This is a genomic window from Moorena bouillonii PNG, assembly GCF_001942495.1.
Classification (GTDB): Bacteria; Cyanobacteriota; Cyanobacteriia; order Cyanobacteriales; family Coleofasciculaceae; genus Moorena; species Moorena bouillonii.
Map to the genome: position 1 here is coordinate 7,054,552 of NZ_MKZS01000001.1, position 22,803 is coordinate 7,077,354.

General features: G+C 43.4%; 22 protein-coding genes and 2 pseudogenes. 10 read left to right on the forward strand and 14 right to left on the reverse strand.

The window, feature by feature from the left end; translation table 11 throughout:
• Positions 1-42: 42 nt before the first annotated feature.
• A complete protein-coding gene (locus BJP37_RS28670) occupies positions 43-699 on the reverse strand; it encodes a choice-of-anchor E domain-containing protein (protein ID WP_075903946.1) in 657 nt (218 codons plus the stop codon).
• 1,286 nt (positions 700-1,985) lie between these two features.
• Here BJP37_RS28670 and BJP37_RS28675 point away from each other — a divergent pair.
• The 3 genes and pseudogenes from BJP37_RS28675 to BJP37_RS28685 all read left to right on the forward strand — a co-directional run.
• A complete protein-coding gene (locus tag BJP37_RS28675; RefSeq protein WP_143727626.1) occupies positions 1,986-2,210 on the forward strand; it encodes a hypothetical protein in 225 nt (74 codons plus the stop codon).
• A gap of 448 nt (positions 2,211-2,658) precedes the next feature.
• Positions 2,659-2,841 (forward strand): hypothetical protein, encoded by a 183-nt coding sequence (locus BJP37_RS28680; RefSeq protein ID WP_075899948.1) that lies wholly within the window; start codon positions 2,659-2,661, stop codon positions 2,839-2,841.
• A 580-nt stretch (positions 2,842-3,421) separates the two neighbouring features.
• Positions 3,422-4,202, forward strand: a pseudogene (locus BJP37_RS28685) (IS66 family transposase); the annotation flags it as partial.
• Between the two features lie 141 nt (positions 4,203-4,343).
• Here the strand turns inward: BJP37_RS28685 and BJP37_RS28690 are convergent.
• Together BJP37_RS28690 and BJP37_RS28695 are read right to left on the reverse strand one after the other, a co-directional pair.
• Positions 4,344-4,670: a transposase gene (locus BJP37_RS28690; protein WP_143727849.1), complete on the reverse strand. Its 327-nt coding sequence runs from the start codon at positions 4,668-4,670 to the stop codon at positions 4,344-4,346.
• Between the two features lie 120 nt (positions 4,671-4,790).
• Complete coding sequence (locus tag BJP37_RS28695) at positions 4,791-5,033, reverse strand: transposase (protein WP_198954217.1); 243 nt, start codon at positions 5,031-5,033, stop codon at positions 4,791-4,793.
• A gap of 78 nt (positions 5,034-5,111) precedes the next feature.
• Between BJP37_RS28695 and BJP37_RS28700 the strand changes: the two are divergent.
• Positions 5,112-5,771, forward strand: a pseudogene (locus BJP37_RS28700) (IS66 family transposase); the annotation flags it as partial.
• Between the two features lie 304 nt (positions 5,772-6,075).
• On the opposite strand, the gene BJP37_RS28705 reads toward BJP37_RS28700, so the two are convergent.
• The 3 genes from BJP37_RS28705 to BJP37_RS28715 form a co-directional block, all read right to left on the reverse strand.
• The gene (locus tag BJP37_RS28705) at positions 6,076-6,768 is read right to left on the reverse strand and encodes a PilZ domain-containing protein (RefSeq protein WP_075903948.1); all 693 of its coding nucleotides are present in this window, start codon (positions 6,766-6,768) and stop codon (positions 6,076-6,078) included.
• Positions 6,769-6,964: 196 nt separating this feature from the next.
• The gene (locus BJP37_RS28710; protein WP_070395443.1) at positions 6,965-7,177 is read right to left on the reverse strand and encodes a HetP family heterocyst commitment protein; all 213 of its coding nucleotides are present in this window, start codon (positions 7,175-7,177) and stop codon (positions 6,965-6,967) included.
• Between the two features lie 1,047 nt (positions 7,178-8,224).
• Positions 8,225-8,818: a PilZ domain-containing protein gene (locus BJP37_RS28715; RefSeq protein WP_081431367.1), complete on the reverse strand. Its 594-nt coding sequence runs from the start codon at positions 8,816-8,818 to the stop codon at positions 8,225-8,227.
• A 264-nt stretch (positions 8,819-9,082) separates the two neighbouring features.
• On the opposite strand from BJP37_RS28715, the gene hemJ reads away from it, so the two are divergent.
• From hemJ to BJP37_RS28730, 3 genes are all read left to right on the forward strand, one after another.
• Positions 9,083-9,664, forward strand: coding sequence for a protoporphyrinogen oxidase HemJ (gene hemJ, locus BJP37_RS28720; RefSeq protein ID WP_075903953.1), 582 nt, complete (start codon positions 9,083-9,085; stop codon positions 9,662-9,664).
• 224 nt (positions 9,665-9,888) lie between these two features.
• Entirely contained in the window at positions 9,889-10,236 is a 348-nt protein-coding gene (locus BJP37_RS28725; protein WP_075903956.1) for a hypothetical protein, read from the forward strand.
• Positions 10,237-10,454: 218 nt separating this feature from the next.
• Entirely contained in the window at positions 10,455-10,847 is a 393-nt protein-coding gene (locus tag BJP37_RS28730; RefSeq protein WP_075903958.1) for a hypothetical protein, read from the forward strand.
• A gap of 373 nt (positions 10,848-11,220) precedes the next feature.
• Here the strand turns inward: BJP37_RS28730 and BJP37_RS28735 are convergent, their stop codons facing one another.
• The 6 genes from BJP37_RS28735 to rimI all read right to left on the reverse strand — a co-directional run bounded on the left by BJP37_RS28735 (position 11,221) and on the right by rimI (position 18,034).
• Complete coding sequence (locus BJP37_RS28735) at positions 11,221-11,463, reverse strand: DUF4327 family protein (protein ID WP_070395448.1); 243 nt, start codon at positions 11,461-11,463, stop codon at positions 11,221-11,223.
• Positions 11,464-12,224: 761 nt separating this feature from the next.
• Positions 12,225-13,919 carry a glycoside hydrolase family 3 N-terminal domain-containing protein gene (locus tag BJP37_RS28740; protein WP_229415605.1) on the reverse strand — a complete coding sequence of 565 codons (1,695 nt, stop codon included), beginning with the start codon at positions 13,917-13,919 and terminating at the stop codon, positions 12,225-12,227.
• Positions 13,920-13,981: 62 nt separating this feature from the next.
• Positions 13,982-14,380 (reverse strand): 30S ribosome-binding factor RbfA, encoded by a 399-nt coding sequence (rbfA, locus tag BJP37_RS28745; RefSeq protein ID WP_075903963.1) that lies wholly within the window; start codon positions 14,378-14,380, stop codon positions 13,982-13,984.
• A 74-nt stretch (positions 14,381-14,454) separates the two neighbouring features.
• Positions 14,455-14,658, reverse strand: a complete 204-nt coding sequence (locus tag BJP37_RS28750; RefSeq protein WP_075903966.1) for a DUF751 family protein — start codon at positions 14,656-14,658, stop codon at positions 14,455-14,457.
• 172 nt (positions 14,659-14,830) lie between these two features.
• On the reverse strand, positions 14,831-17,299 hold the full coding sequence (locus tag BJP37_RS28755; protein ID WP_075903969.1) for an ATP-dependent Clp protease ATP-binding subunit: 2,469 nt from the start codon (positions 17,297-17,299) through the stop codon (positions 14,831-14,833).
• Between the two features lie 141 nt (positions 17,300-17,440).
• Entirely contained in the window at positions 17,441-18,034 is a 594-nt protein-coding gene (gene rimI / locus BJP37_RS28760) for a ribosomal protein S18-alanine N-acetyltransferase (RefSeq protein WP_229415475.1), read from the reverse strand.
• Between the two features lie 73 nt (positions 18,035-18,107).
• Here rimI and lysA point away from each other — a divergent pair, with 73 nt between their 5' ends.
• The 3 genes from lysA to uppS all read left to right on the forward strand — a co-directional run bounded on the left by lysA (position 18,108) and on the right by uppS (position 21,370).
• Entirely contained in the window at positions 18,108-19,523 is a 1,416-nt protein-coding gene (lysA, locus tag BJP37_RS28765) for a diaminopimelate decarboxylase (RefSeq protein ID WP_075903975.1), read from the forward strand.
• Positions 19,524-19,703: 180 nt separating this feature from the next.
• Entirely contained in the window at positions 19,704-20,624 is a 921-nt protein-coding gene (cdaA, locus tag BJP37_RS28770; RefSeq protein WP_070395453.1) for a diadenylate cyclase CdaA, read from the forward strand.
• A complete protein-coding gene (gene uppS, locus BJP37_RS28775) occupies positions 20,621-21,370 on the forward strand; it encodes an undecaprenyl pyrophosphate synthase (protein WP_075903977.1) in 750 nt (249 codons plus the stop codon). Before cdaA ends, uppS begins: the two co-directional genes overlap by 4 nt.
• 170 nt (positions 21,371-21,540) lie before the next feature.
• On the opposite strand, the gene BJP37_RS28780 is transcribed toward uppS, so the two are convergent.
• Both BJP37_RS28780 and BJP37_RS28785 read right to left on the reverse strand, forming a co-directional pair.
• Positions 21,541-21,813: a DUF3143 domain-containing protein gene (locus BJP37_RS28780; protein WP_070395455.1), complete on the reverse strand. Its 273-nt coding sequence runs from the start codon at positions 21,811-21,813 to the stop codon at positions 21,541-21,543.
• Between the two features lie 204 nt (positions 21,814-22,017).
• Positions 22,018-22,638 (reverse strand): J domain-containing protein, encoded by a 621-nt coding sequence (locus tag BJP37_RS28785; RefSeq protein WP_075903979.1) that lies wholly within the window; start codon positions 22,636-22,638, stop codon positions 22,018-22,020.
• Between the last annotated feature and the right edge of the window lie 165 nt (positions 22,639-22,803).

Here is a 22,803-nt window from a genome sequence, read left to right on the forward strand (position 1 = left end):
GTTCTGCCAGAGCCTACCAGGAACTGCCTGGAAATGATGCTCCTAGATTTTCCTGGTAGGTTCTGGCACCGACTGGTACTCGTAGGTCAATGTAACTTCGCCTGCTACCTCTGTCTGGAACCCAGAAAGCAAATTGCCCGCACCCGTTACTGTGGAAGTACCAAGCGCTGTAAATATAAAGTCCTGGTCTCCAGATCCTAAAAAGTAACTCAACTCAGAGTCCCCAGACATAAACGTATTACTTGTGCTATCCGAAGCTTCACGCTCAGGCAATGTGACTCCAGAAGATCCTGCGAAATCAAGTACACCGTCATAGCTATCCAGAGCAACCTGTTCTGAAACTAGAGGTATCACTTCAACTAGGGTAATATCAGGTTCACTCAAGATTAAGCCAATTTTAGATGCCAGATCCAAGGTTACTGTGCTCTCAGAGGCCTCCATGTTTTCCGTACGGGCATTTCCCTTGACAAATCCGATTAGGTCAATCGTGACACTTTCGAGAGTTCCCAAAGCCTCATCAAATTTGGGAAGAATGAAAAATGTATCAACACTTGTCGGTTGCCAATCAATGGTTTGAGTATGGGTGATACTAGCTGCATTAGCTACACCAGTAGTCGCCAGCATACCAACCAAAGTAGTCGCAGTAGTTGCTAGAAATACTTTCAGACGGGAATAGGTCTTTGCCGTGGATTGAGTCATGGTACTAACGAGTGATTAAGGTCTTCTGGTCATATCTCTGTAAAAGTCACTCCAACTTCGGATTTAGCTGGAGAGCTAATTTGTGTCTCTTTGAGCTAAGCAACTCTAGCGATGGCATAAATTGCCTGATTTCCGACAAAAATCCTAAAATATAGGAATTACCACCAGTTGTACGGGTTTGTCAGTATAGATGCGGTTAAGCGGTTAAGTAGTATAATAAAATTAAAGTAAACTGTTAAGAAAAAGGGACTTCGAACAAGGCAACACGAAACAGAGAGGAATTCAATGCCTTGACAATTGTTGACAACGTTAACTTTATTTATTTTCAGGTACTTACCACTGCGACTCTGTTGAGCTTGCAAAACCAGCTCAACAAACTTCTAAAAGCTGACCATAATAGTGATACAATTGGAAGAGCAAACTGTGGTTTTATGGGATAGCCATACGGTTGTTCATGGTGGCTCAATAAGTTAATTACATTTTTTTTGCTATAAACTTATCCTAGGAAGCTCGTGTTTTTCATCAGGTTTAAATTAAGCTTCAAATGTATTTTTAATGTAGATTTTTTGTATAAATACTTTTTGTACAAAATCCGTATTTATAATCCCTTTATTTTTATGGCTATAACTTTAAATCTTATTCATAAAGTAAACCTTATCCCAATTTGATTTATTCGAGCTACAGATGTTGAGGATGTTACAGGTTACAGGTTATAGGTTATAGGTTACAGGTTACAAGTTACAGGTTATCCCTTACAGGTTGCCGGTTATAGGTTATAGGTTATAGGTTATATCAAATCTGATAGTATCGGAATTGTTTACAACTTGCATTTGCCTCAATTAACTCTCTTGGGATCCCAGGGCTATTTCATTCTAGATGGTAAGATAAGATGCTAAGGCACAAGAGGGAGCATGTCCCTTATGCAGAACATTTGTACTAAATCTTATGCCCCCTCATGGGTTTAAGCTTGCTGTGATGGTACATAGTTCATTTGTTGTGCAACGCAAGACCTGCTCCCGGCACAAGGGCACAAGAGAATCAACATCGATGGGTCAAATTGCTATTTTAGAAGCCAATTCTTATTTACCAGATGCTCGTAGAGGCCAGGGAAGAAGACACTCAGTGGCTATATGTCTGGCTATCTTTACCCAGCGCAGTCGCTGCAGGGCAATATTGGATTAAAGCGCGATCGCTGATTGGATTGAAACAATCGTGAGGAGTTGAGCCAATTGTTTCAAGTCAACAGACTGCCATCATACAGCACAATCCGCCGAGTGTTACTGAACATGGTAACTTCCGATTATTCAGCAAGGCTAGCTTGCTTTTTCGAGATCACTCCGGAAGCGGGAGAGACTAATGGGGTAGATGGGAAAGTTTTGAGAGGGTCATTTATGGTCGAACAAGACAATCCACATTGCGATCGCCATCCCGCAATTATGGAGCGTGAGTGCCTACTTGGTAGAGAGAGGATTAATTCTCAAGCGAGATCAGGTAGACAAAAAAACGAATGAGATTAAGGCAGTGCCAGAGTTGATTAAAGCACGCTTCGCTCAAAGGCGTGGTTTTTGCCTTTGATGCTATAAACACCCAAAAAAAACTTGTCAGCTGATCATCGATAGTGGGAATCACTCTAATGCAGCCCTCGTAATGTGAACCAACCAAAACGAGTTGCAGCCGCCCAGCAGCAGTTCGTTCCTCAGCAATCTTTTGAACAGATAAATATTGGACACGGTCGAATAGAAAAACGAAGTGTTAGTATAAGCCCACGTTACCCAAGGTTTGCCTTCAAGGCAAAGATTAGCTACCGTGATTCAAGTTCAGTCCCGACGGATTACTACAAACACGCTTTCTGACCCAGATCCGATACTATATCTCTGACTTGAAAGAAACGGCTGAACAAAAGCCCAAGCGGATTCGAGGCTATTGGGGCGATTAGAACAAAGTTCATTATGTCTGTTGATGTCACTCAGCGGTGTTGATAAATCTCGTATCAGGACAACTCCTCTGGTACAAAGAAGGGCGATCGCTCGTAATTTAGCTCTGAATCTTTATCGAGATGCAGGGTTTGACAACATGGCTCAGGCACAAAGAAAATGCCAATTTGGGCTTAAGCATATTTTGGCACTTTTTAGAATGAAATAGCCCTGCTTGGGATCCCCCCATCTCTCCATAAATGTTTACAATTAATATGTAAACTGAAATGCTATTACCAGGTTACTAGGTTGCTAGGTTAAAAGTTATCTTCTGAACCTTGGCCTTAAGGCCGTAGGCCACGCTACGCGAACAAGCAAATAAGCTTCAACCTGGAATTTATACCTGGTGTGTTCATGTTCAAGTATGGTTCAATAGTTAACTGATTATTTGTTATTTATAAGGATTTGTATATAAGTTAATTATAAAAATGGGGTGAAAAAGATAAAGTCCACTTCTTAATTGGCAAGAATAAATAAATTAGTTTAGATGCCAACTGCTCTATTCCCAATTCCGAAGTTCCCCTCCTCGGAGGGGTTAGGGGTGGGTTCCTGTTCCCTAAAAACCCATAAATATGTACTTAAAAACTCGCAAACCCCTATACTTTGTAAATTTACTAATTAATACCATTAAGAAATCCCCTACCTAAAGGTAAGGATTCAGGTCACAGGGATCGCTGCAAGGCCAAAGAAGGGAGCTTCTTTAAAGTCTGCGGGATTGACTTTGAAGCAAACTAGGGTAAAGTAAACACATGAGTCACTCACCAGTTCCGCTAACTCCAGAAAGCCTAAACCAGTTGTCAAAAGCGGAACTGGTAAAGATGCTATTGACTCAACAGAAAGTGATTGAGGAACTACAGCTAGAAATTGAGAAATTAAAGCTGAGTCGGGACCCACGATAGTAAGACTTCCTCCAAACCCCCATCAACTGATCTACTGAAAAAATCCGAAAAAGCCCTAAAAAAGGAGGATTGTCCCACCTCTGAGGCCAAAAAGAGAAAACCCGGAGGACAACCAGGTCATCGGGGAAAAACTCGTAAAGGGTTTTCCAGAATAGACCGAACCGAAATCTTGCAACCGTCTGTGTGTAGTCAGTGTGGTCAAAGAGAATTTTTAGATCAACCTGTATTGGTAGACACTCAACAAGTAGCCCAACTGGTGAACAAACCAATCGAGGTAGTTGAGTACCATCGTTACCATTGTCAATGTAGGGGCTGTGGTGCGGTAACATCAGCCTCTTGGTCTGTTGAGATGATACCCGGACAAGATTTAGGGGTCAAGCTACAAGCTTTTCTGGGATGGTTAGGGAATTATGGACATCTCCCCTATAAAAAACAACAAGAGATGTTATGGGAATTGGGCAAGATTGAGATCGGTAATGGGACTTTAGTCAACACCAATCAACGGGTTGAACTGGCGATTAAACCTCATGTTGAGCAATTGTCAGAATGGGTAAAAACAGAACAACCGTCTATTCATGTAGATGAAACTCCTTGGCCTGTAAAAGGCATTAAGGAATGGCTGTGGGTCTTTAGAACCTATCCCACTAATAGAATTTTAGTAATCCACATATGAATAGTGGCGCTTGGCAACAAAAGCATCGAACACAACACATTGCCGTTCCCAACGAACGACCAAACGTCGATATTTTCTTTGATACCAGGCAAAGCAACGTTAAAGTTGAAACCGTGGTGTATCATCTTTGATTGGTCTACCTCGACGTTTCTTAGACTGGTAAACTCTTTTGGGGAATTGAGGTCTGATACCTCGTTTTCTGGTGCAGTGAACTATCTGTTTACAGTCGTAACCCTTATCAGCGGCTATTACTCTGAATCTTTTCTTTGGACGACCCCGTTTGCCCGTAGAAACCCTGATGCTATCGAGTAATGGTAAAACCTGCTCCGGTTCACTGCCATTGGCTGGTGTGGTGCGATTTGCCATGGGCATACCATTACCTTCTGTGATGGTGTGTATCAACACTCCATGCACCTTTGTATCCATAGGCTACTCCTTCACCTCCTCCCTTGCCAGGGGGAAAAAGAGCCGTCTACTGCCCCATAATTCCAGTTAATCAGACCTTGATTTTCTGCGAGGGCCAATACTCCACTTTGTATTTTTTCGCTAAGTTCCATTTTCTTGCCATCGTTTTAACCATCGATGTGCTGAACTTTTTGATGCCCACTGTTCTCCTGTGGGGACATCACACCAACGACATCCTGTGATTAAAATGTACAGCAGTGTGTTTAACACGTAACGGAAAGGTACATGGGGCATACCTCTACCTCGCTTTTGTGGTTCACAGGGCAAGAGATTTTTGAACAGTTCCCATTCTATGTCACTTAATCCTTCAAATCTTCCTGGCATTTACCTGTTCGATTTTTCCTTATTGCTTGATTTTCACTCTATCACGTTTTCCGCAAATAGTGGGATAGGTTCTTTAGCAATCGAGATTTTTGTCTCTTTCGGGCTGCTGACACCAGGGGACGTGTCGAACTGGAATCTCAGTTGGGCAGTAAATACAGGGGTGTTCTTAGTAGTGATGACTTGAATGTGTATAATGGCTATCCAGTCAGCGCTCAACAGAAATGTTTAGCCCATCTACGTCGTCATTTTCTGAGGTTAATCAAACAGCCTGGACTACACAACCGAGCGATTGGAGAAGCACTCGTGAGTCTGATTGATGAAGCTTTTCGCCATTATCGCCTCTGGCCAGAAAATGGCGATGAGACAGAGTACCAACAGTGGGTTAGGGAATTCAAAACTCAGATACAGTTAACTCTAGAAACCTGGTGGTCGGTGGCAGGAGCCGAAGCAGGTAAGTTACTGCGCTCTCTCAAACAGAAGGCTTCCCAATGGTGGTATTTTTTAGACCATCCCCAAGTTCCACCAGATAATAATCTCGCCGAGAGGTCTTTACGTTTGGCAGTGACCAAGCGTAAGGTTAGTGGTGGCTCTCGTTCTCTCGAACGTTTCGAGCAGACCGCTAATTTACTCACCGTTGTCCAAACTTGCCGTTTTCAAAAACGGTCGGTGATGGATTTTTTGACCTTTGGTCACGCTACGCGAACGAGCAAGCTCTTATGGCTCAATCGGGTCATTTAACCCAACCTCCTTCCCTCATCCCTTTTCTCCACACCTGAATCCTTACACCTAAAGGCAGGGGATTTAACCTAAGTGCTCATATTTATATTGTAGCTAACTAATGGTAGTTTATCAACAATAATAATAGTTTTAAACGAAATTAACTGCCATAAATAAAACTATCATTATTAAATAAAAAATAATAGTTTTTTAATAAAAAAACTTTAAAAACAAGGCAAAACAAACAGAAAGCTTAAAATCATAACTTTACCCCTTAATCTAATCCTACCACCATAGGTAATTAAGCTAACTTGCTATTACTACTTTAGTCTAGGTCACGACATGGGATCAGAAATGTAGCACCTAATAATACCAAACTAGCCATCGTTATTGGCTCAGGAGCAGACTCTAAATCATCAACACTCACTAAAGACTGATTAAAGTGAAATCCAATCGGATGCTGCCTAGGAGATTGCTGCCAGCTCAAGCTAGTTTCATCAGTGAGATTTTGACTTGCTACCCAAGAGATACGATCATTAAGACCCTCCAGCAAAATATTCAGAATAGTGCCTGGTGCAACGGTTTGACTACTAGCTAACTGAGCAAGTGCAGAAACTATGCAGGCAGCAGCAGCAAACGTTTTCAGTAATACTTTGAACTGAAAGTGATTGCTGAAGATAAGTTGTTTCCGTTCTAATAGTGTATTAAGCTTGACTGGTGAGATATCTAAAAACGTCAATCCTGCTTCATATTTAGCTGGTGAATCTAAACCAATTTCTCTTTGCCAGGCAATTTTAACCATAGAAGTAGCTGTGTAACTTATTCCTGGTAAGCAAAACTTAATTTTTTTATGTTCCCCAGTTTTTAATGGTTTGTTAATGTAAATTTTGCCACCGCCTCGACTCAGATTAACTACTAAATCATTTTGTTCGGAAATCAGTCCTTCTATCTGATAATTTAGTAAGGTTATATGACGTGGAAATTTCCTACGCTCTTTGAGTAGATGAGTGTTAGTCAAATTAATCTCCTGAAAGATAGGTGTTAGGAGTTTGGTGTTAGGTGTTAGGGGTTAGGGGTTAGAAGTTTGGTGTTAGGAGTTTGGTGAATGAGTAATGCTTTTAGTCCTTAATGCCTGAGTTAATACCTAATATCTAAAGTCTACAGCCTAGGGCCTAGGATTTTTCAGTAATTTATTATTGTGCTTGTCTTAATGATTAACACCTGTTGAGTATTTTTGATGGTTGAGAGGATGAGGTTTTATTCCGATTGCCTAAGTTATAGTTTTGTTTGATTAACCGATTGTAAGTTCGATAGGGCATATATTGCAAAGGATTGTAGCCAGAAAACCGTAATATCAATACACAAGCCCAAGAATACTTGCCAGAAATTATTGCTTCTATAACTTGATTTAATTGTTCAGTACTCATAAATCTATATAAAGGTAGATGCAACTAAGCAAAGGGTTTAATTCACTGTAACAACTCCTAAGGAAGTTGTGCTAGGTGAAGTTCTGAAATGATAGCAGATGGTAAGATTACCGATCCTGCTGTGTATAAATCTATTCTTTAGACCATAGGTTTACGTTTACGTTTGCGTTCAGGTTTGATTTAGTATGATTTCTGTATATTTATGTATACTTTTTTTTTGGGGTATATCAATATCAAAAAAATGTTATAATTACTGATTAAAAATTAAATCAAAAGTACATACAGTAAAACTGCCATGAACCTTGATATAGTCCATGGCAGTTAACTTATTGGATATCACTGATTAAGAGCTCTTCTGTAGATAGTCTGCTCAATAACCCCCAATTGCTTATCGCCTTACTGGGCAAAAATTTGACTTTATCAACAGATTTTTTACTCTGAAAGCAATGCCCAGTAAATATTTGGTCACCAATTAACTAAATTAAACGCATAAACTTGTGAATAATAACCTTATTAAGTTGTAAATATTAGTTGAATTTAGTGGGCTTATCTACGTCAATCGTTTTAATAACCACAAGCTGGTTTGTGTTCCTTGACATTAAGTTGATCAGTATAATTTGATCAGTATAAATAACTAATCAGATAATTCTAATTTCTGTGTACGCTTGTTATAAATACATACTGTTTCGTAGTAATCGCTAATCGGTAATTCCTTGGTCAATTCCCAATTACCTTCTTCCCAATTACCAGTCAATCATCTTTAGCCTTAATAACTGAAAATGGTCTAATAGTTAAGATTGACTGTCCTTGATGTTCACTCCTGATGAGCACGTTGACAAAGCGATGCAGTCGCTCATAGGGGGGACTTCAATGAGCGACTGCATAAAGACATGAACTATATTTGATTGCAACTTATACCAAGTTTACTTAAAATTAATACTTAAAATTAATCAGTAGTAACTGCTTACCCTATTAATCATTAATCCCATCACCCGTCATCTGTTAAAAGGGTAATATCTTTTCTGGAAGCGCAACTTAGTCTGAGGATTAGGTATAGCAGGTGTTAGAAGTCTTAGCCGGATAATTTCTTAGTAACTTATTCAGCTGAAGTTGAGGCGTTGAAATAGGTGTTGCTGGCAGACCCAACAGACAATCTATATTGTCTGGTGAGACTGTTACAAACTCTAAACCAGCTCTATAGTTTCCTAGAGAATTTCCTTTAGATCCTTTGCACCACATGACTTTAACTGTAGCAGTAACTGTGTGATTTTGTGGCAAGAAAAACTGTATTTTTATAACTTGACCGACTGGGATAGGTTTTTCACTGCAAATGCTGCAACCTCCTCTACTAATATTAACGACTGGCTGACGAGCTGAGAGGAGACCAGCCAATCGATAAGAAATAGAGGTTTGTTGGCGAGGTGATCTTCTTTTTTCTCGCATGCTGCTGGCATTAATCATATGCTTGACATTGGTTAAGTAAAACGTTTCCCTGTCAGCCATGCAAAGCGCGAGTGGGGGTTTACCCCAAGACCGTAATGGTGTGCTTACAGTCGTCGAATTAAATTCGCCACGGGTCGCACCTCTGCATCGCTTTTTATTTGTCCATTGTCTCAACCCCAGGTTTACGCTATGGTTCATCTATCTGTTTGACTCTGTATGGTTTTTGTATGAGTTAAAGAAGACATGAGATAATCGTAAGCATTTAGCGATCAGCTCTGGTCTACTAAGCTTTTGAAGCAAGGAAAACTTAGGCATTTGGCTCAGGACCGTGAGTATATGATTATTCGTGGGACTTCCCTCAAGAACCTGATAACTGATACGCGACAAGCGCTATAGCTGAAGTCAGGAGGCTAGACACTGCTGAGCTGCATGACGCTGTTGTAATAATGGAGGACACAATCTATGGCTTATTTCTGGTTCAAGGCGTTTCACTTGATTGGTGTAGTGGTTTGGTTTGCCGGTCTGTTTTATCTGGTGCGTCTGTTTGTCTATCATGCAGAGGCTTCACAAGAGCCCGAACCTGCCCAAACCATTCTCAAAAATCAGTATGAGATTATGGAAAAACGTCTCTATCACATAATTACTACCCCAGGTATGGTGGTAACGGTAGCGATGGCAATTGGTTTACTGCTAACAGAACCAGAAGTGCTCAAGCAAGGTTGGTTACATATCAAGCTGGCTTTTGTAGCCCTTTTACTGGTCTATCATTTCTATTGCGGTAGGATTATGCGACGGCTGGCTGCCAATGAATGCAGTTGGACTGGTCAGCAGTTTCGTGCTCTCAATGAGGCACCTACTGTCTTGCTGATGGTAATTGTTTTACTGGCAGTGTTTAAGAACAGTTTGCCTACAGATATTACCTCTTGGTTAATTCTTGCGATGATTATAGTAATGGCTGCCTCAATTCAGCTGTATGCCAAAAAGCGGAAGCGGGACAAAGAGAAAAGCTTGGCTACCACGTCCCAAGCAGAGCCTCAGCTTTGATTATCAACTTTGATTAATAGTCATTGGGGACCGATGTTAGTCCCCAAAGGAAAGTATAATCCCAATAGGAAAGTATAATAAGGGCTTAATCTTTTTGCCCTTGAAGTTAACCGTTGACCGTTGACGTGAACTGCATCGCCTGGGTAGAATGTTTCGTTTATTTTTCCCGACTTAACTTATCAACAACGATTAACAAACAATCGATAACATCTCAGATTTGCCTTATGTCCGCTATACCACTTAAATTAAATCTTAATGATGGTTCGGTGTCTTTTCCATTCACCGCCGATGCTGCCAAAAAATTGCAAGGTGAGCTTTACCAACTGATGCAGAGTCTGAAAGCTGCTGCTCAGGTATCTAGTGGTGGTAGACCCAAGCCTCAAAAACCGATGGAGTACCAATTTACTGGGGATGTCTTTCTTGAGATTTTCTGCAATCCCAATATCTATCCTTCTCCATTTGCGGCTATTGTCTTAATTACTCTCAGAGATGATCGCATCCGCTTGAGTACGGAAGCTGAACTGACTCGTGTGGTAGAAGATGTTAACCTGTATTTGGAACAAGTCAGCTGAAGGCTTGGGTGTCATTTCCAGCAACTGTTGTCGTGTCAGATCCTGCCTAATGTCTCTCAAGAAACTAAGGTCAGAGGCAACAGGCGGGTCAGAGGCAACAGGGGGAGATGGTTAAGATGGGGAAGAATTTGTTAACCGTTTCGGCTCTTCCATAGCAGATGAACTGCACGTCCGTGGGACGTTCTTAAGAAAAAATTTATGGGAAATCGTTAGTATAAATGAACTCCAACAATCTCCTGGAATTACTGCAAACTGGGTTTCGCGCCTCCTTGGGGGCAACAGCCTCTTTCGTTGAAACCCTGCAAGACCCTGACAAGCGTGAAGAAAGTCTGGCTCAGTTTCAGTCAGATTTCAATCAACAGATGACTGAGTGGGCGGAAAAAGGAGAGACTACTGAACTTGAAGCCCGACGTTTTATTGAGCAGATGTGGAATCAACCAGGTAATTCCGTGGATCCACCGACAACAGGTACCTCCAGTGATCCTACTGCACCATCATCTAACAATCCTGTTCAGTCCAATGCACAGGATGATATTGAGGAACTGACAACACAACTTGCTGATCTTCGTAAGGAGTTAGAGGAGTTGCGTAAATCAGACAGTAATAGTTAGATTTACGCGGAGCGTGAAAAAACTCAGGTCTGAGTGGGAGACTAGAGCGGGAGCCTAATAGGCAAGAAATCAAGCACGGGAAACAGAAACTCCGCTCAATCTCTGACATTTCTGTTCCCATAAACATGGATTTACCCACTCAGCGCTGAGATACCATCAACTCAAGGCTTTTTACTAAAAATGGCAGCTTTGTTACTCCCCAACACCATTCCCTGAAGTTTGCTGAGATCTACTCAACCGCTGACGGTTGCCCAACCAATCCGGTAAGTCACTATAGCCTTTATCGGTGGCATTGATGGGGTTTTGCTGGTTACCGACTTGATCGCACTTTTTTGTCTAAGGATCAGCTTCTATGCTGTGTCACTGAGGTCCCTTAGTCATTTTCCCATTGTTGAGAACCGATCAGGTCAGCAATGCGGTCTCTTAGCAGGAATTCGCACTGCTCTAGCTCACACTCCACACACAGCCATTCTCGAGCTGGAATATATTGGCAAAGAACGTAAATGGGCTGTTGACGACTGACAAATCCTTTATCCACCAAGCGACGTGCTTCGTCTTGGATCACATCGATTGAGTAACGGATAGAAGGGGTAGATGGCACTGTGTTAACACTCATGGATATCTTATCAGCTTGATCTAAAAAACGGGGATACGATTATATTAATCCAAATTTATTTACTGTGAACTAAAATTATTTCAGTATAAGAAGTTACCATTGACCAAGATTTGTTGATAAGGATCTTCAAATACCTTGGGCAAGTTGTCAAAGTCTAACCCATGCTCAGCTAAAATGCCTACTGGGTTATGACTGAGCCATTGGTCATTGGCTGTAGGAGCTACCTTCCTCTCAAACCCCCTGTCTCTCTATGGACCACCTGGCTGTCAAACCTGTCTGCATTGGTTAAGTAATCACAATATCGGATATATTTTAGAGACTGTTTGTTAAATAAAGCTTAAATGGGTGGGATAGGGGGCGAGTGCTGTAGCGATCCGACCCCGGTCGGGTTTCCCGACAAGCGTGAACGCGCACCAAGATAAAAGCTCATCTTATAACAGAGCTGTCCACCGTAACCCACCCATTTTCATTACTCTAGCTGTATTAAGATTTACTTTATAAATAGTCTTTTATAAAGAGTCTCTCAATAATCAGGGAATAGGGGATAGGAGTAAAGCTGGAATTCTCGGTGTTTTTTGAGATTGGATTGGGTATTTTGTCAACTCCTATTAATTGACCAGAGGTATATGCTTCTGTTATAATATCGGTTTTATTAAAAAAAATATTTACTATAGGTCTTGCAGTAGTTCATATCCATCTTCTCCTCTAATCAAGCTGTAGAGGGGCAAATTAGCAGAAATTAGCTTAAAACTCCCTAAAAATTAAATAAATCTCACAAAAGTATCTATTGTTGGGCTTTCCGGTAACAATGCTTTAAGAGCGATCGCTTGAGCTGCTGGCATCTGCCCGTAAGAAAATACATATGGTGTTTCCGGTGGCAACTCTGGAAGGAACTGCTCTAACACATAAGGACTACCGTAAATCACGAGAGCTTGTAAATCCCCAGTTTTCAACAACATCTTAAGCCATGCCCTAGCTACTGCTGTCAATCCAGCACTACCCCGAAACGGGTTACCTCGGATAAATAGCTGTAGCAGAGTAGTTTTAGCACCAACAAAATTATCTACTACTTCCGAAGGTAGGGTAGTGTGACTATCAACCAGTTGGAGTTTGTAACCCAGCCTTCTTGGTAAAGCGACTGCTGGTGTGTGCTGCCCCAAAAAGTCACAAGCTAAGAGATCATCGACCAAAATTAGATTACGTAACGGTTGATTACTGCTGCTGGGTATTGATGATAAAGCTAGAAAACCTCTAGTTATCTGGGAAGCTTGGAGAATATCGGCTACAGTCGTGATTGTGGTTGGTTGAGCTAGTTGCGACAGCCAATTGGGGTTGGGTTGAAATGTTATCGGTTGTTGAGCTGGATCATCGTCTAAGCCCGACTCCAGGACAGGTTGTGAGGGCGGGTTTTGTAGAGATGGTATTTGTTGTGCAGCGGAGTGTTCCTCTAAACCCTCTCTTTGACAGTGATACCCCACTTTGCGTTTGGCACGACTTATCCGCTCTACTGATGCCTGAATCCGCGACCGTGAGATGCGTCCCTGTTCGACTGCTTGACACACTGCCTGAATTGCTGTTTCGGGATTAACCGGCATCAAGAGAATATCAGCACCGGCTTCTACAGCCATGACTGTCGCTTCATCCGCACCATAGCGATTAGCAATTGCCCCCATTACTAGAGCATCTGTCACAATCAGTCCTTCAAATCCCAAGTCTGTGCGCAACAGTTGAGTCAAAATTCGCTCAGACAGGGTGGCGGGGTGTTGGTCATCCCAAGCTGTAATTAGGAGGTGAGCGGTCATGATGGCATCTACCCCAGCAGCGATCGCATTGGTAAAGGGAGGCAATTCAACCGTAGCTAGTCGGGGGGGTGAGTGGGGCAAGACTGGTAAATCCAGATGGGAATCTGTCGCGGTATCCCCATGACCGGGAAAATGCTTGGCAGTGGTTAAGACTGGATACTGTCGGGTTCCTTGGATAAAGGCAGAAGCCAATTGGCTAACGATTTGAGGGTTATCACCAAACGACCGGACATTGATAACAGGATTTTTGGAATTGTTGTTGACATCAACAACTGGTGCCAGGATCCAGTTAATCCCAATGGCCAACGCTTCAGTAGCCGTGATTTCTCCCATGGTACGGACATACTGCAAAGCTGGCTCAGGATCGTTTTGGGCAATCGCTCCCAGTGCCATCGGTGGAGGAAACCAAGTGGCACCGGCAAACCTTTGACCCACACCTTCTTCAATATCAGCAGCTATGAGTAAGGGAATTTTTGCCCACTCTTGGAGTTGTTTCGACCTGAGGGCGAGTTCCACAGCACTCCCGCCTAGTAAAATAACACCCCCAATACCTAACTCTTGCAACCAACGCTGCAATTGCTCGGCTGGGGGTTCCCAAATTGGATACTGAATTTGGTGATCAAATAGGTAGCCGGATGCTCGAACCACTACCATTTGCGCCACCTGTTCTGCTAGGGAAAGGTTATTTAGATCAGGCAGTGACTTTGGGAGAGAATTCAAGCTTGTGCTCCAGAAATATCGTCTTCGAGTTGCTTGCTCTGGCGTTCTTGAGAAAGCTGATTCAGTAAGTTCAGCATCTGATCGCCTCCTTCGAGACCACGGTCTTCAATAAACATCACCTCTGGTGTGCGGCGCAGGCGAATCCGCCGACCTAGTTCTCGACGGACATAACCTGTAGCTGATTTTAATCCAGCCATTGTTTTAGATCTTGCCTCATCAGTGCCATAGATACTGACATAGATCTTAGCGTGCTGCAAGTCGCCAGAGACATCAACGTTGGTAATGCTAACCATCCCACTACCGACCCGGTCATCTTTGATATCGTTAAGCAACATTTGACTAACCTCCTGTTGAATTAGGGAGGAAACCCGATAAACACGGCGATTTGTAGTCATGACGTTCCCTTTGTTAAAGTATGGGCATCATCGAAAGCTGCGCGCACCCAGTCTAAACCTAGTCTAAACCTAGTCTAAACCGGACTGAAGCCGAGCATCCCACGTAGGGTGAAAACCATGAATAGAGAAACTCCTACGGCTATGCCAATTAATGCGATCGCAGTTAGGGGGCGGTTCAGTAGTGGTTTTACCAGCAAAAACACGGAATAGAATATCCCTAGAGTAATACTGATTAGATAGCGTGGGTAACGAGATACATTTTTAAAAAAGTCTTCCATTATCCTATAAACTCTTATAGTGCCATTTTTAATACTGGTAGCACTTTTTTAGCTTCTTCCGTACTTATTCTGGTAATTTGTCATAAACAATGCCAAAAATTTCCCCCCTCTTAGTAAGGGGGGATTAAGGGGAGTTAGCACAGGATAAGTAGGGGCTTTACCCTACAATCACTTACTCAACTCCTTGAGGCAAAAGCTCTCGGTTTTCCTTACGACTGACTTGCACCTTACCCTCTTCATTGACATCAACATAGGCAATATCTCCTTCCTTAATGCGACTGGAGAGAATTTCTTCTGCCAGCACATCCTCCAACAACCGCATGATTGCTCGGCGTAATGGTCTGGCCCCGTAGCTGGGGTTGTAACCCTCTTCGATCAAACGGTCTTTGAATTTCTCGCTGACTTCTAGAGTAATGCCTTGTTCGTACAAACGACCAAACACTTCTTTTAACAGAATCTTGGCAATGTCCTTGACTTCTTCTTTGGTCAACTGACGGAAGACGATAATCTCATCTAAACGATTCAGAAACTCTGGGCGGAAGTACTGTTTAAGTTCTTCGTTCACTAGATTCCGAATTCGATTATATTGGGATTCCGCTTGATTATCGCTGAACTCGAAGCCCAGTTGTCCGCCACCCTTTTCAATAACCTTGGAACCGATATTCGAGGTCATGATCAGCAGGGTGTTTTTAAAGTCTACCGTCCGACCCTTGGAGTCAGTCAACCGCCCATCCTCTAGGATTTGCAGCAGCATATTGAACACATCTGGGTGTGCCTTTTCAATTTCATCGAACAGCACTACTGTGTAAGGACGACGACGCACTGCCTCAGTTAGTTGACCACCTTCGTTGTAGCCCACATATCCAGGAGGCGAACCTACCAACTTACTAACGGTATGGCGCTCCATGTATTCGGACATATCTAGGCGCACCATGGCTTCTTCAGACCCGAAGAAGTAAGCTGCCAATGACTTAGCTAATTCTGTCTTACCGACCCCTGTAGGTCCAGAGAAGACAAAACTTGCAATAGGACGGTTGGGATTCTTTAAGCCTACCCTAGCTCGACGAATTGCTCGGGAAACGGCTTTAACCGCATCTTCCTGACCAATCAGGCGCTGATGCAGGGTATCTTCCATGTGCAGTAGTTTCTCTGACTCTGATTCAGTCAGTTTTTGTACCGGCACACCAGTCCAAGAGGCAACAATGTGAGCAATGTCCTCTTCATCTACAACTGGGCTGTCATCAGTACCCCGAGATTCGCTCTTCTTGCTTTGGGCAATTGAGCGAATTTCCGCCTTTATTTCCATTTCGCGATCGCGTAGTTCCCCAGCTCGATCAAAGTCCTGGGAGCGTACCGCATCATCTTTTTCTTTTAGGACCTGACGCAGTTCTTTATCTAGCTCTTTTGCTGCTGGGGGCAACTGGGAGTTAATCAAACGCACTCGGCTTCCTGCTTCATCGATCAGGTCAATGGCCTTATCTGGCAGGTAACGGTCGGAAATATAACGGTCTGAGAGGTTTGCTGCTGCTTCGAGAGCCTCATCAGAAATTTTCAATTTGTGGTGTTGCTCGTAGCGCTCCCGCAAGCCGTATAGAATCTCAATAGTTTCTTCTACTGATGGTTCACCGACCATTACTGGTTGAAAACGACGTTCTAGGGCTGCATCCCGCTCAATGTGTTTGCGGTACTCATCCAAAGTTGTCGCTCCAATGCACTGCAATTCTCCTCTTGCTAAGGCTGGTTTGAGGATATTTGCCGCATCAATTGCGCCTTCAGCTGCACCTGCACCAATCAGGGTATGAACCTCGTCAATCACCAGGATTACGTTAGATGCCTGACGAATTTCATCCATAATTTTTTTCAGGCGTTCTTCAAACTCACCCCGGTATTTGGTTCCAGCGACCAGTAAGCCAATATCGAGGGTAACGACTCGCTTTTCTTCCAAAATGTCTGGAACATCATTGTTAGCGATTCGTTGGGCTAAGCCTTCTGCGATCGCCGTTTTTCCTACCCCTGGTTCTCCGATCAATACTGGGTTATTCTTGGTACGGCGTCCCAATATCTGGATTACCCGTTCTATTTCCTTTTCCCGTCCTACTACTGGATCTAGCTTGCCTTCACTAGCCATCTGGGTTAGGTTCGAGCCAAACTCATCGAGAGTAGGAGTCTTTGTACGACCTTGAGAGGCTCCTGCTGTGACTTCCGCCGTTTCACCCAACATTCGGATAACTTGGGTTCTGACTTTAGACAGGTCTACTCCTAGGTTTTCCAAAACCCTAGCCGCTACGCCTTCTCCCTCCCGTATTAGCCCTAGTAGCAGATGTTCTGTACCAATGTAGTTATGGCCTAGCTGGCGAGCTTCTTCTAGGGATAGCTCCAGAACCCGCTTTGCTCTGGGGGTAAAGGGGATTTCGACAGCAACGAAGCCGGAACCCCTGCCAATAATTTTCTCAACTTCAATCCGAGCGTCTTTGAGATTTACGCCCATAGATTTGAGGACCTTGGCAGCTACGCCAGTTCCTTCTCCGATCAGACCCAGGAGGATTTGCTCTGTGCCTACGAAATTATGACCTAGGCGACGTGCTTCTTCCTGAGCCAGCATGATCACCTTAATGGCTTTTTCTGTAAAGCGTTCAAACATGGCGTATTCCCATCACCTGTTGCATGCCCGTGTAAGCTGATTCTAGCACAGGTAAATCAGCCCACCGTTTATTTTTACACAACTCCCAGCAATTGAAACAGTTATTTACTTACTTCCGATGCCATTTCTAGTTATTAGCCATTAACCAATTTCCAGGTCAATAGCTGCCAAGCGCTGTTTAATTTCCTGGTAAAAATCGGCCATTGTTTTCTCAAATTCCGGGGTTTTCAGACCCCCCCGCCATAGAATCAGAGCATCCTCTCCAGTGTCTTTGTAATAGTTTCGACGCCGTCCAGCTTCAGTGAAGCCGAACTTTTGGTAAAGAGCGAGTGCTGCTTGATTAGATGGTTTCACCTCTAAGGTTGCCCACTCTAAATTACGCTGTTTAGCATCCTTTAGCAAGGAATAAAGCAGTAATTGACCCAAACCTTGACGTTGGTAGTCAGGATGCACTGCCAGAATAATAATATGGGCTTCCTCCAAAATTGACCAAAAACAACCTAAGCCTACCAGGCAATTGGGTAATGAGGTGATGGGAACACCTGTGCCTTCAAGCAAAGTTTCTTTTTTGTCCCCTTTTGGAGGAGCTTCCAAAGCCAACAACTGACTGTTGGGGCTATCCAACTCTCGCTCGTAACCCGACCGAGTCCAAAGTCCACCAAAACACAGCTGATCTAGTGCCACTGCGGCACTTAGGTGCTCTGCTTTGAGGGGTTTAAGTTTTAAGACAGTCACAGCCTTCAATTGTACACTGATTAACGAGACGCAAGTTCCAACTCTAAAGCAAAATCAGGAAAATAATTACATAATGCTATCGACTCAACCCACTCAGGTTAAGAATTCAGGGCTTCAGTATCTCGATTCATCTATCACTCCAGACCCAAATAATGGTGGGTCAAACCCCTCACCGAATCAGAAACTGCTACCTCTAACCGCCAAAGTTAACAGCCGTGACTGCTTGGAAATTGGTGGTTGCGATGTGACGACTCTAGTCGAGCAATTTGGCTCCCCCCTTTACATTGTGGACGAAGTAACCTTTAGAACTGCTTGTCATCAGTATCGGGAAGCCTTTGCTAACTATTATCCCGGAGAATCCCTAGTCCTCTATGCTTCTAAAGCCTGGAATTGTTTAGCAATTTGTGCGATCGCAAACTCTGAAAGCCTCGGAATCGATGTGGTTTCTGGTGGTGAACTCTACACTGCTCTACAAGCTGGTGTTAGTGCTGACAAACTCTATTTCCATGGCAATAATAAATCTACTAGTGAACTGGAACTAGCTACCGAGAGTGGCTGCACCATCGTAGTGGATAACTGGCTGGAGTTAAAAGCCCTGGCTTCTTTACCACAAGAGAGTATCCGGATCATGATTCGCTTGACCCCAGGGATCGAGTGTCACACCCACGATTACATTCGCACTGGTCACCTAGACAGTAAGTTTGGCTTTGATCCCGATACCTGGGATGAAGTTTTTACCTTTATCAGTCAACACCCAACCCTCAACTTTGTTGGTTTACACGCCCACATTGGCTCTCAGATTTTTGAGAGGCAACCCCATCAAGATCTGGCTAAAGTGCTAGTGGAGTGTATTGTTAAAGCGGCTGACTACGGTTTGTCAGTAGAACAGATCAATGTAGGAGGAGGCTTAGGGATTTGTTATCTAGAATCCGATGACCCTCCTACTATTGATGATTGGGTCAAGGGAATCTGTGAATCTGTTGTTGCTGCTTGCACCTCTCGGCAACTCGTCCTACCAAAACTGCTATCGGAACCCGGGCGTTCCATTGTTGGTCCAGCCTGTGTAACCGCCTACACTCTAGGCAGTTCTAAAGTCATCCCCGAAATCCGGACTTACTTGACGGTTGATGGGGGTATGTCAGATAATCCGCGTCCGATTACCTACCAATCCGTTTATCGCTCTGTGGTTGCCAACCGGATGTCAGATCCCCTAACCGAAAAAATCACAATTGCTGGTAAACATTGTGAATCAGGGGACATTCTGATTAAAGATGCCACCTTACCTCAAACTCAACCAGGAGATATTTTAGTGGTAATGGCTACTGGTGCCTACAATTACAGCATGGCATCTAATTACAATCGGTTACCTAGACCAGCAGCAGTTTTAGTCAAGGACGGAGAAGCCCAGGTGATTGTGCAGCGGGAAACTTACCAAGATTTAATTCGCCTAGATCGAATCCCAGAACGACTCACCCAGAGCATAAATTAGCTAAAAGCTAAAAGCTAAAAGCTAAAAGCTATTGGTTGTTGATGGTTGACTTTTGGCTAACCGCCAATCATTAACCATTAACCATTAACCATTAACTTTTTAATAACTAATCACTTGGCTGACGCTAAAATCAAGCCAGTTCGATTCCATCTCCATCCTTAATTCTTTCCTGAACGTTCAATGCCTCCGTTGCCGGGTCCTGGTACTGACCATAGCTGGGCTCAGTCATTGTTGCTTCACAGCATCGATGTTGGGTTGGTTCTAGCCCTTACTTATCTTGTGCTCCTCATCATTGGGGAGCGACGCACCTTATGGATGGTTCGAGGGCTAATTGTCCTGATGTTAGCCGCAGCAGTAAGTAATAGGTTAGGGTTGACGCTATTGAGTTTTGTGCTAGAAAAGTTGGTGGTTGGCTCAGCTGTGGCAATGGCTGTCATCTTCCAATCAGAGTTTCGTCGATTTCTTGAACAGTTAGGTCGAGGAGAGATTGTGCAGTTGTTTCAAGGACAACGACGTCCCACTCCTAAGCCTGACAGTGTAATCAATGAAATCGTAGACGCGGTCAAAGAGTTGTCTCAAAATCGAGTTGGCGCTTTGATAACTTTAGAAACCAATGGTCCAATTGATGAGCGGGATGTTTCTGTACCCGGTGTTCAGCTAAATGCTGAAATTTCTAAAGAACTACTGCAAACCATTTTCCAAACAACTACGTTGTTACACGATGGAGCTGTATTAATTCGTGGCTCTCGGGTTGTAGCTGCGGGGGTAATTTTGCCTCTTTCTGAGCGCACAGCCTCTCGGAAGCTGGGGACCCGCCATCGGGCTGCGATGGGAATTACAGAACGTGTCGAAAATTGCCTTTGTATTGTTGTATCTGAAGAGACGGGTTCAATTTCTTTGGCGGAAAAAGGAGGATTGTACCGACCACTAACTAGCACGAAACTCAAACAATTGCTAGAGGAACGATTTTCTCCAGTCGTGGATCGTGAGGTAGTTGCTCCAGGTCTACGCAACCTAGGTCGCCAATTCAAGTCCCAGGGACGGGTGCTAGTTTCACGTTTCCTCCGTCTTCCATCATCAACGTCTCAAGAGAAAAAATAACTGCTATGCAAACTATCCTAAACAAATTACCAAGCGACCTTTCACCAGACCGTTTGCCTAGACATGTGGCAGTGATTATGGATGGCAATGGTCGCTGGGCAAAACGCCGGGGACTACCTCGAGTTATAGGACATCGGCAAGGGGTGGAGGCTCTCAAAAAACTACTGCGTTGTTGTGATGATTGGGGAATCAAAGCCCTTACCGCCTATGCATTTTCTACAGAAAACTGGGGACGTCCCTTAGAAGAGGTGGAGTTTCTGATGACCTTGTTCGAGCGAGTTTTGGCTAGAGAACTTCAAGAAATGATGGAGGAGAATGTTCGGATTCAGTTTGTGGGAAATTTGACCGCCTTACCCCCATCGTTGCAAGCACAAATTGAGCATTCTATGAATGAAACTCTCAATAATACTGGCATTCAGTTTACTGTGGCTACTAACTACGGAGCACGCCAGGAAATTATACAAGCCTGTCGAGCCATTGCTACTCAGGTACAGCTTGGTCACATCCAACCAGATGACATTGACGAAGCCCTATTTTCACGCCATCTCTACACTGCCAATATCTGTGACCCAGACTTGCTAATTCGCACTAGTGGGGAAATGCGCTTGAGCAATTTCCTACTTTGGCAAATGGCTTATGGGGAACTTTACATCACAGATACCCTATGGCCAGATTTTGACCGTGGAGAGTTTCACCGTGCTTTGTCTACTTATCAGCAGCGTGAACGTCGGTTTGGCAAAGTCTAAGAATGGTTAAAGGTTTTTTAGTTGTTCGCTTTTGGCGTTCCAATAGGGTAGGTTTTTTAGTTGTTCGCCTAGGGAACAACCTTATAACTTTCAACCTTCTAACCTTGGCCAAAAGGCCACGCTACAAGGGACAACCTTATAACGTTCAACGACCGCAGACCCTTCACCTACTAAGGACCACAGAAAACTGCATCTTCTATATCTTTGCGGCTGAGGGAATACTTGAAAGATCGTTGAATATCTTGTCCATCTTCCCCAGACTTGACGTAGCGCACGATTAACTCCTCTACCTCAAGGCAAAGTTCTGCTTTCCAGGTAGGTCGATCAACACGCCAGCAATGTAGATCATTACTGTCTTGTTCACATCCTAGTATTTTCAGCCACCTCTCTATTTCAGGTAGAGGGTGGTTATACAAGGGGGTATCACCTGGCGGAAGTGTCATATCGAGTCCGATTAACTATTTATAATTCTTGGTGGTACATCAGTAGAAAATTGAACATTGTCAATGGTCACGTGACCATTTTCAATTAAAAATTAAGACAATTAACAATTAAGACAATTAACATTTATGGGATAAACCCTATTATAAGGGATTAACATTATAAGGGATTAAACAGACTTAATATTATAAGTTATTCTTGATCAGTTATTCTGAGAGATGGGTTATCTGGGTATTTTGGGCTGATTGGTTATTAACCGGTATTTGACTATCCAAATTATCAGGTTTCGCCTGTTGAATAAAATTAATCTCGGGTAAGGTAAGCAAATCATTGCCACTGGGTTTAGAAATTAGCAGAGCAGATTCACCTTGGGTTAATCCAATCGCTATGGCTAGTAGTAAGCAGCCTAAAAAGGTTAGTCCTAAAATGAATAAGACAAAAATCTCCCCAGCTGAAAGGGGGCGGTCAGTGGGATCAAGGTAAGCTGAGGACGAGGAGCTTGGTGGCTTTTGATTAACTGGATTGTTTAAACTAGGGGGTGGCTGAATCACATTGAGGCGGGAATAACCAATTTTTTGGTCATAGATTGCTCGTCGCTCTGGATTACTCAGGGTAGCATAGGCTTGGTTCAGCTTTTGGAATTTAATCGTGGCAGTTTCAGTGGGTAAGTCGGTTGTATCAGGATGATAGCGCTTACTGAGTTGCCGATAGGCACGTCGGATAGCTATGGGTGATGCACTAGGGTGCAATCCCAGTATTTCGTAATAAGTCGTGGAGTTTGGGCTTTCGCGATTCCTAATGTTTTGTCTGACCCGATCTTGTGCCACTGCAGTTTTATCCTAACTGGTTAGACAACGCTTTCGATTATTGTGACATTTGGAAGGATCCTGATCTTTTAATCATCCCACAAAATCCGACAATTTCGGTAAACTAAGCTTAACTTCACCTATTCTAGGCAACATGGGAACGGTTATCCTGACCCGTGGTTAAAC